5 protein-coding genes and 1 rRNA gene are annotated in these 8032 nt (G+C 60.7%); 2 read left to right on the plus strand and 4 right to left on the minus strand.

The window, feature by feature from the left end:
* Window positions 1-1262: hypothetical protein (locus VHD36_20095; GenBank protein ID HVU89642.1), on the minus strand; the 1262-nt coding region annotated here is incomplete at its 3' end.
* A 486-nt stretch (window positions 1263-1748) separates the two neighbouring features.
* Window positions 1749-2678: a hypothetical protein gene (locus VHD36_20100; protein ID HVU89643.1), complete on the minus strand. Its 930-nt coding sequence runs from the start codon at window positions 2676-2678 to the stop codon at window positions 1749-1751.
* Between the two features lie 404 nt (window positions 2679-3082).
* On the opposite strand from VHD36_20100, the gene VHD36_20105 reads away from it, so the two are divergent.
* Window positions 3083-4252 (plus strand): trypsin-like peptidase domain-containing protein, encoded by a 1170-nt coding sequence (locus VHD36_20105; protein HVU89644.1) that lies wholly within the window; start codon window positions 3083-3085, stop codon window positions 4250-4252.
* 61 nt (window positions 4253-4313) lie between these two features.
* Here the strand turns inward: VHD36_20105 and VHD36_20110 are convergent, their stop codons facing one another.
* Complete coding sequence (locus tag VHD36_20110) at window positions 4314-5195, minus strand: response regulator (GenBank protein HVU89645.1); 882 nt, start codon at window positions 5193-5195, stop codon at window positions 4314-4316.
* A gap of 777 nt (window positions 5196-5972) precedes the next feature.
* Here VHD36_20110 and VHD36_20115 point away from each other — a divergent pair.
* A 16S ribosomal RNA gene (locus VHD36_20115) occupies window positions 5973-7498 on the plus strand.
* A gap of 350 nt (window positions 7499-7848) precedes the next feature.
* On the opposite strand, the gene VHD36_20120 is transcribed toward VHD36_20115, so the two are convergent.
* A partial coding sequence (locus VHD36_20120) for a hypothetical protein (protein HVU89646.1) occupies window positions 7849-8032 on the minus strand: 184 nt, incomplete at its 5' end.

Below are 8032 nucleotides of genomic sequence, written 5' to 3' on the forward strand. Positions count from 1 at the left end.
AGCTTCAAGTTGTCGGTCACCAATTCCGGCGCCTCGGTCATGTGCGTCCGCGCGTCGTTGATCGCCGACCGCACCTCGGTTTGGATCGCCTGCTGCAAAACCCGCCGATCGCGATCCACCGCATCCAGCAGCCCGCCGTCGGCCTCGATATCCGACCGAGCAGGGGCCTCGGTCCCGTCTTCTTGCAGAGTCGCGAACTTCATCGCCGGCAGCGGCTTGTCGGATTGTTGCTGCTGATCGGCGATGCGCACGATGGCGCTGGCTTCCTCGTCGGCTGCGTTTGCTTCAAGAGCTTGTTCGGCCAGCCGCCGCGCTTCGTCGGCATTGCCGGAGGCCAGGGCCACGCGTCCGAGCCGGTTCAGGCCGGCAGCGTCTTCCCCGTACATGCGGCGCACTTCGTTCAAGCCTTGCGTGCCGAGAGTCGGCAGCGTCAGTCCCCCATCGTGCTGAGCGGACTGCACGAGCGGCGCCAAAAAGGCAAAGTCCGAACTCGGCGCCGAGGGCTTGAGCTGCCAGTCAAGCTGTGCATTCTGCCCTTCCGCATCCGCGGTCATCTTGATCGACGTCGGCTCGGTCACCTGGCCCTTGCCGACCAGGATCGTGTCACGGTCGTAGCGCAGCGGCAGGGCGCGCTTGCCGGATACTGCTTGCAACGAATCGGGCAGCGTCACGCTCTTGGGCCACACGACTGGTGCTTCGACGGCCGAGGCGAGCCAATTGCCGATCTGCGCTCCCGTGTAATTCTCGCCGTCCACGGCCATCACGCCGCCTGTCTGATTGGCCAGGCAGGCCAACAGCTGGGTATCGACGCGCGGGCCAATCGCATAGCTGCTCACCGGTACGTGCTGCGCCGTGAGCCGATCGAGGATCGGATGCAGAGCTTCGCTGGCCAGCAGGTTCGCCGTGCTCATGCCGTCGCCGATGTACACGGCGGCGCGTCCGCGAGCGGCGCCTTTCGCCGCGGCGAACGAGTCCGAAGTAGACAGTAACGCGCCTGCCATGTCGGTGGCGCCGAGTGGAATGCGCTCACGCAAAGCGGAAAGCGCGGCGCGGGTTTCAGGACCGCCCGGCGCGGCGAAGCGCTCCATCAGTGGAATCGCGTTGAGATCCACGGCGTACAGACGCACCTGATCGCCAGGAGCAAGCCCTGCGAGCGTCGCGTCGAGCGCTTGCATCGCCTTGTCACGATACGCGCCCGTCTGACTGGCCGAGGTGTCGAACAGAATCACGACGTCGCGAGGTTTGGCGGTCGGCCGCGGCATGGTCGGCGCCAAGCTCAGCGCGAAGAAGCTTTCTCCATCTTTGCTGAAAGCATCGACCCGAGCACCGTTCGTACCGCCTCCGGTGAGGGAGGGCTCGGCGTTTTTAGCGGGCCCCGCTCCACGAGCGATCATGGCACTTGCCAAAGCAAGCGCGGCCCAGGTGCAGCCTACACACAACCAGCGACTGTTTTTCGACATGACAATGTCCCCTAAGACGCGGCGCAGACTCGGGGGGCCTCCGTGTTCCGTAACGGCTGCCGGCACTACGCGCGACAATATTGGGCCGGAAATGGCCCTAGCGAACCAGCCTTGAGTTTATTCAACCGGCTGGAGTTATGCCAACGAAAAAAGCCCGTGATTCCGCCATGCAAGCAGCAGAAAAACGGGCTTCCGGATTGCTATGTAGCGAACGATTTGGAGAGGGGCCGTCCCCAAAACCCGCCCCCCCGAAGGCAGAGGACAGGACGAGCACAATCCGTTGAATCGTTACAGGGCGATCAGTGCGCCTTGCGGGCGGATGGCGCTCGTTGTCGACCGTCCGCTATGACTGCTGGGGATCGCGGCCTGACGATGCGGGTCGGCGAGCTTCGGCAGCCAGGCCGCCAACTCGGCCGAGACGCCGGCGATCATGCGGTCGCGCGAGCTGCTCAGCCAGCGGAGCACCGTCCAAGCCTCTTGCCCGAGCCCGCGGCAAAACTCGGCGATGGGCAACTCCGCACGCTCGGCCAACCAGCCCTCGGCGGTATGAGCGGGCAGTTCTTGCAGCTCGTCCCAGGCGAACTCGCAACGGCTGGCTTGGGCAATCGCCTCGTTCCATGCCAAGGCGTGGGGCAAGCCGCCAAAGGCGATGGCCGCATCCAAAGCGAGTCGCTCGCTCGCCGCGGTGATGGGAGTGCTGGCCTCGCGGGCGGCAGTTGCCTCACGCTGCCAGTCCATCGCGTCGGCGGCCTCGATTTGCTCCGCAGCAAGGCTGGCCACAAACGCGTAGTTGCAGGGCCACGGACCAAAGATGCAGCCAGCAAATTCTGCTTCTGGCGCGGCCGGCGGAGCGAGATCTCGATTCGCGGCCGCGGCGGCTTCGGCTTCGTAGGCCAATTGGCAAGCGGTCTCTTCATCGAGGTGCAGGGCGACCGTCAGCGGCGAACCCGGCCCGGTCAGAATGACCCAGTCGTCCAATACCGAGATGCCTTCGTCGGCAACCACCTCGACGACGCAAGAAGCTTCGTTCAGCAAATCTTCGGCCAGTCCGACAGTTCCAACGCAATGCCAGCCCTCGGCAGCTTCATCAATGTCGAGGCGATAGATGTCGATCGGGCGACCGGTCGATTCGTGCCCCCCGTCGGCAAATCCGACGGCCAGCAGCAAGGACGTAAACGTAGCGAAGAACAGAAGCAGGCTCGCTCTGGAGCGACGCATGCGCAGATCTCCCGTGTATGTATGGGGGGGCGACGGCGGGACCCTCGGCCCGGCAGCAACGTTTAGGGCCTTCGCTCTTGCGAGCACGCCGCCGAGAGAATGCAAGGTTTGGTAGTCGTATCGGTGCTTGCAGACTGGGGGCATTAGGTAACTGGCATGCGAACCGGTTATTCGCTTTGAGTTTGTGTGTTCGCGCGAATGCGCGCGCCAGAGCGCGAAATACCGACTTTGCGTGTGCACATCGTGCGATCCACAAAAGCAGCAAGTGCGATCAACTCGAATCGGCAAGGGTGAGACAGTGCATCTGACCTCGCCTCGATGTGCGGAATTGCGTATCCTGAGTGGCCTCTGCTAGTTGCGCGTGGGCGTCTACTTCCGCTTGTTGTCGTCTTCGGATTCCCCGCATGAGGAAATATCTGCTGGGCTGCCTGCTCTCCGCGGCATTGGGGGCGGCGGTGGCCACCTATTGGCAAGATGTGGCGACCGAATCGGTCGCCGAGGCGCAGGAGCCGGGCCGCGGCCAATTGTTGAGCGCCGAGGTGACGCGCCTCAGCCCCGCGCCGAAGTCACCCTTCGATGCTCCGGACGAGTTAACGCCCGAAGAGCGGGTCAATATCGCGGTTTACGAGAATGTGAATCGCAGTGTCGTGAACATCAACACGAAGGCCCGGAGCGAAGCCTTCTTCTTTCTCGAGGTGCCCACCGAGGGGGTAGGCTCGGGATCGGTCCTCGATAAATCCGGCCACATCCTTACCAATTACCACGTTGTCGAGGGCGCGAAGGCCATCGAAGTTTCGCTCTACAACGGCCAGTCGTACAGCGGAAAACTCGTGGGGGCCGATCCCAGCAGCGACCTGGCGGTGCTGTCGATCGAAGCGCCGCCCGACTCGCTGTTTCCGGTGACGATCGGGGACTCGTCGAGCTTGAAAGTCGGGCAGAAGATCTACGCGATCGGCAATCCTTTCGGTCAGGAACGCTCGCTGACGACCGGCATTATTTCGAGTTTGAATCGCTCGCTCCCCATCGGCAATCACATCCGTTTGCGATCGATTATCCAGATCGACGCGGATATCAATCCCGGCAACTCCGGTGGACCGCTCTTGGATACCCGCGGACGATTGATCGGCATGAACACGGCGATTGCCAGCCGCACGGGGCAGAGTACCGGCGTGGGCTTCGCCATTCCCGTCAGCACGATTTCGTTGTTTGTTCCGCAATTAATCGAAAAGGGACGGGTCATCCGCCCCGAGACCGGTATTACCCGGGTCTATGAAACCGAGCACGGCCTTTTGATCGCGGGCTTGTTGCCAGGAGGGCCAGCCGAAACGGCGGGCCTGCGCGGCCCGCAGATCAAGAAAGATCGTCGCCGGCAGGGGCCCTTCGTCTACGAATCGACGCAGGTCGACCGGTCCGCGGCGGACCTGATCGTGGCGGTCGACAACGTGCCGATCACCACGGCCGACCAGTTTCTTGCCGCGGTCGAAAGTAAGCAGCCGGGCGAGCAAGTCGCGATTCGAGTGAAACGACAGGGGCAAGACGTCACGGCCCACGTGCGACTGGTCGAATCGCATTAAGGGCGTTCAAGTCGTCGAACAGACGCCTCGAATCTGTCACGCGCCGCGGCAATGCCTTTCTCTAGAAATCCTCTTGCACGTTGCCGCAGATTTCGTCCCGTGCGTCGGACCGCAATACCGCCACGATGCGCTCCTCGCAATTCGTGCAGATGAACTGCCGCGGCTCCTCGCAAAGCAGAGGCTGCCGCAGCGGCAGGCTTTCGCCGCAGCGAGGGCAAGCGTCGATCGGACGGATCAGCAGGTCGTGCAGATCGCCGACCTGCCAGAACCGGGGCAAAAACCACGTGATGCCCAACTCGGCGAAATCTTGACGATCGTCGCCTTCGCTGCTGCCAACGATCGTCAGGCCGGGCTGCACGGCGCGCAACTCGTCGGCCAGCAGGCCGTGATCGATATCCGCGACCAGGCCGTCGAGAATTGCCACCGACACGTCCGGTTCGGACTGCAACACCTGTTTGGCCTCGCAGCCATTGCTAACGACGTGGGGCGTGTAGCCGGCGGCTCGCAACGTGTCGTATGCGAGCTTCGCCACGGTTTGGGAAGAAGAGACCACGAGCACGCTGCCCGGCAGTTGCGGCCGAACGACGCACGTCGCCTGGCGAACCGCACCGGCAACTTCCGTGAGAGAGAACGGCTTCTCGATGAACGAAAAGACGTTTGCCTCCGCGGCGCGGTCTTTGAGCTCCTGGGACGGGTATCCGGTGATCAGGATCGTTTGCAGATTTGGGTTAGCCGCCCGCACGGCCTCCGAGACTTGCAGGCCGTCGAGCGGGCTGCGGAGCATCCAGTCGGCGATCAGCACGCAGGGCAACCAGGAAGTACCAAAGTCGACGGCCGCCTCGGCGGTGGTCGCGGTCTTGACTTCGTGGCCTTCGCGCGTGAGCCAGTCGCGTAGGAACACCCCGTACTGCGGTTCGTCATCGACGATTAAGACGCGTGGCATCGAGAGCGCCTCGTGTAGGATTTGCGAACGTTGATTCGAACTGTCAGCGGTTCTACAGGGAACGATAAAGTCACTGCCAGAGCTTACCTACTGTCGCAATTCTCGTCGAAGTGAATTTTGTCCCGCAGAAGCCTTTTTTTGCGTCCGATGGCCCACCGTCGGAAGCACCTTTGCGGACGGTAACGACTGGTTTCCACGGGTACCGTCAGGAGAGTCGGCCACCCCCGTGTCGTCGATATGGGAACCGCCGAAGTGCGCCTGCGGTGCAACCGCCGGTGGCCCGTTACAAACGCCGAATACGCGTCAAATCGGGCTACGGATGGCACGGCGGCGGACGACGCGGATTTCACGGCATGCACGGCGAAGCCTGGCGAAATGGGGGAAGGATTCCGCCGCCGCGAGGGCTGCCGAACGGAGACGCTTGGAGGGGAATCTTTTTTCGATTCACAGAACCGCTTGACACTGTCCGACGTATCCGTAGAATGCACGATCCCAGCAGGGAACTTGATAGCACACTGTGCTATTGAGGGCTCGGCGGGGAGCGTTCGATCTTTGACAATTTGGTAGTGATCCCAAGTTAATTTTTCAGCCAGCACAAGACTGTGACTGAAGCTCGGGATGCGTCTTGCGGGAGAGGCAACTCTTACCGGAAGGGGCATTGCGAGCGATTACTTAATCAGACCGTTTCGTTTTGGTTAACAGCTCCGGTTGGGTCGTCGCGGCAGGTGGACCGAAAGGTCCGAATGGCGTGAAGGCTCAATCGGGTTAAGCAAACAAAAATTGAAGGGTTTGATCCTGGCTCAGAATGAACGTTGGCGGCGTGGATTAGGCATGCAAGTCGAGCGAGAAACCCCGCAAGGGGTGGAAAGCGGCGTAAGGGAGAGGAACACGTGGTTCATCTGCCCTCAGGTCCGGGATAGCTGCGGGAAACTGCAGGTAATACCGGATGACATCTCCGGATCAAAGGTGTGATTCCGCCTGAGGATGAGACCGCGTCCTATTAGCTAGTTGGTGAGGTAATGGCTCACCAAGGCAATGATGGGTACCGGGTGTGAGAGCACGACCCGGCTCACTGGGACTGAGACACTGCCCAGACACCTACGGGTGGCTGCAGTCGAGGATCTTCGGCAATGGGCGCAAGCCTGACCGAGCGACGCCGCGTGTGGGATGAAGGCCTTCGGGTTGTAAACCACTGTCAGAGGGGATGAAATGCGTACGGGTTCTCTCGTACGTTTGACATAGCCTCAGAGGAAGTACGGGCTAAGTTCGTGCCAGCAGCCGCGGTAAGACGAACCGTACAAACGTTATTCGGAATCACTGGGCTTAAAGGGTGCGTAGGCGGCGGCGCAAGTTGGGTGTGAAATCCCTCGGCTCAACCGAGGAACTGCGCTCAAAACTGCGTCGCTTGAGGGAGATAGAGGTGAGTGGAACTTAGGGTGGAGCGGTGAAATGCGTTGATATCCTAAGGAACACCAGTGGCGAAAGCGACTCACTGGGTCTCCACTGACGCTGAGGCACGAAAGCTAGGGTAGCGAACGGGATTAGATACCCCGGTAGTCCTAGCCGTAAACGATGAGCACTGGGTTGAAGGGTCCTCCATAGCCCTTCAGCCGTAGCGAAAGTGTTAAGTGCTCCGCCTGGGGAGTATGGTCGCAAGGCTGAAACTCAAAGGAATTGACGGGGGCTCACACAAGCGGTGGAGGATGTGGCTTAATTCGAGGCTACGCGAAGAACCTTATCCTAGTCTTGACATGCACGGATTAACTCTCTGAAAAGAGAGCCAGGCCTTCGGGTACAACGTGCACAGGTGCTGCATGGCTGTCGTCAGCTCGTGTCGTGAGATGTCGGGTTAAGTCCCTTAACGAGCGAAACCCTTGTCACTAGTTGCCAGCGGGTCATGCCGGGGACTCTAGTGAGACTGCCGGTGTTAAACCGGAGGAAGGTGGGGATGACGTCAAGTCCTCATGGCCTTTATGACTAGGGCTGCACACGTCCTACAATGGCACGCACAAAGGGAAGCAAACTCGTGAGAGCCAGCAAATCCCAAAAAACGTGCCCCAGTTCGGATTGCAGGCTGCAACTCGCCTGCATGAAGCCGGAATCGCTAGTAATCGCAGGTCAGCATACTGCGGTGAATGTGTTCCTGAGCCTTGTACACACCGCCCGTCAAGCCACGAAAGTGGGGGGTATCCGAAGTCGCCGTGCTAACCGCAAGGAAGCAAGCGCCGAAGATAAACTCCGCGATTGGGACTAAGTCGTAACAAGGTAGCCGTAGGGGAACCTGCGGCTGGATCACCTCCTTTCTAAAGGATTCTATCTTCAAGATGATCACGTCATCGAGAAGATCATGAATTGTGGAGACAGTTCTTGTGCTTGGGCTTGAGATCGGCCGGATGTCCTAACCGACATCCTGGCAGCTACCAAATTGAAGAAGTAAAGACCCGTCGCAGGCGAGCCAGCTTGCGACGGGTTTTTTTGCGCGCCCATGTCTCGCTGCGCACCCAAGAAGCTGGCATCTCAAGCCGATCGAACGGAAACCGACAGCTTGTCCGCTCCCGGCCGCTTCAACCGATAACGTCCAGATAGACGTAGGCACGCTCCCCTTCGATCGGTCGATTCCGCCAGGCTTCGATCTGCGCGTAAATCTTCCGGTTCAGCTCATTGACCGTGCTCGGACTGACCCGCGTGCCCCACAAACCGGGAACGATTTGAAACGGCCCTGATAGACGTGGCCATAGCCGAGCCGCCGCTTGGCCCGCACCCACCGCGTCGCATGCGTCACCGTGAGCCGTTGAAAGAATCGTCCCAATTGACCTTCCGCATCGGGCCACACCACA

The organism is Pirellulales bacterium (assembly GCA_035546535.1).
Taxonomy (GTDB): domain Bacteria; phylum Planctomycetota; class Planctomycetia; order Pirellulales; family JACPPG01; genus JACPPG01.

What these genes read in the sequence shown, in the direction of transcription:
- VHD36_20100 (HVU89643.1), bottom strand. Translation starts at nt 2,678, where the DNA reads ATGCGTCGCTCCAGAGCGAGCCTGCTTCTGTTCTTCGCTACGTTTACG.
- VHD36_20105 (HVU89644.1), top strand. Translation starts at nt 3,083, where the DNA reads ATGAGGAAATATCTGCTGGGCTGCCTGCTCTCCGCGGCATTGGGGGCG.
- VHD36_20110 (HVU89645.1), bottom strand. Translation starts at nt 5,195, where the DNA reads ATGCCACGCGTCTTAATCGTCGATGACGAACCGCAGTACGGGGTGTTC.